Raw genomic sequence first — 1,088 nt, forward strand, 5'->3', positions numbered from 1 at the left:
TTATCCTAATGCGTCCCTCCATCACTCACTAACAAGGTGCAGGAATGTTGACCTGCTGTCCATCGACTGCGCCTTTCAGCCTCATCTTAGGTCCTGACTGACCCTGGGAGGACGACCCTTCCCCAGGAAACCTTGTTCTTACGGCGGACGGGATTCTCACCCGTCTTATCGTTACTCATACCGGCATCCGCACTTCCATTACCTCCAGCCGTCCTTCCGGTCGACCTTCATTGGCATTTGGAACGCTCCCCTACCAGACACATCAGAGATGTGCATCCGCAGCTTCGGTACATCGTTTAAGCCCCGATCATTTTCGGCGCAGAACCACTCGACCAGTGAGCTATTACGCACTCTTTAAAGGGTAGCTGCTTCTAAGCTAACCTCCTGGCTGTCACTGCAATTCCACATCCTTTACCACTTAACGACGATTTGGGGACCTTAGCTGGCGGTCTGGGTTGTTTCCCTTTCGGCTACGAAAGTTAGCTCACGCAGCCTCACTGCCCAGTTACAACTGTGACACTTCGGAGTTTGATAAGGTTTGGTAGGCTGGTAGGCCCCCTAGCCTTGTCAGTGCTCTACACGCCACATTGAACACTGGACGCTGTACCTAAATACATTTCGGGGAGAACTAGCTATCTCCAGGTTCGGTAAGCTTTTCACTCCTAGACACAAGTCATCCGAGAACGTTTAAGCGTGCACCGGTTCGGTCCTCCACTCCCAGTCACGGGAGTTTCAACCTGCTCATGCCTAGCTCACCTGGTTTCGAGTCTAGCTCGTGTAACTAAGTCGCCCTATTCAGACTCGGTTTCCCTACGCCTCCATCTGTTCGATTTAAGCTCGCTACACAAGACTAAGTCGCCGGCTCATGCTTCAATAGGCACGCCACAACACACGTAAGGTGCCGTGACTGCTTGTAAGTGTATGGTTTCAGGTTCTATTTCACTCCCCTCCCGGGGTTCTTTTCGCCTTTCCCTCACGGTACTAGTTCACTATCGGTCACTGGGAATATTTAGCCTTGCCCGGTGGTCCGGGCGGATTCAGTCATCGTTCCACGAACAACGACCTACTCAGGTACCAGCTACTAGCTT

Annotated in this window: 1 rRNA gene; it reads right to left on the bottom strand. The window is 52.2% G+C overall.

Annotated features, from left to right (window positions below):
• Nucleotides 1-1,088, bottom strand: a 23S ribosomal RNA gene (locus IEY52_RS26480); the annotation flags it as partial.

This window comes from Deinococcus roseus (assembly GCF_014646895.1).
GTDB classification, from domain to species: Bacteria; Deinococcota; Deinococci; order Deinococcales; family Deinococcaceae; genus Deinococcus_C; species Deinococcus_C roseus.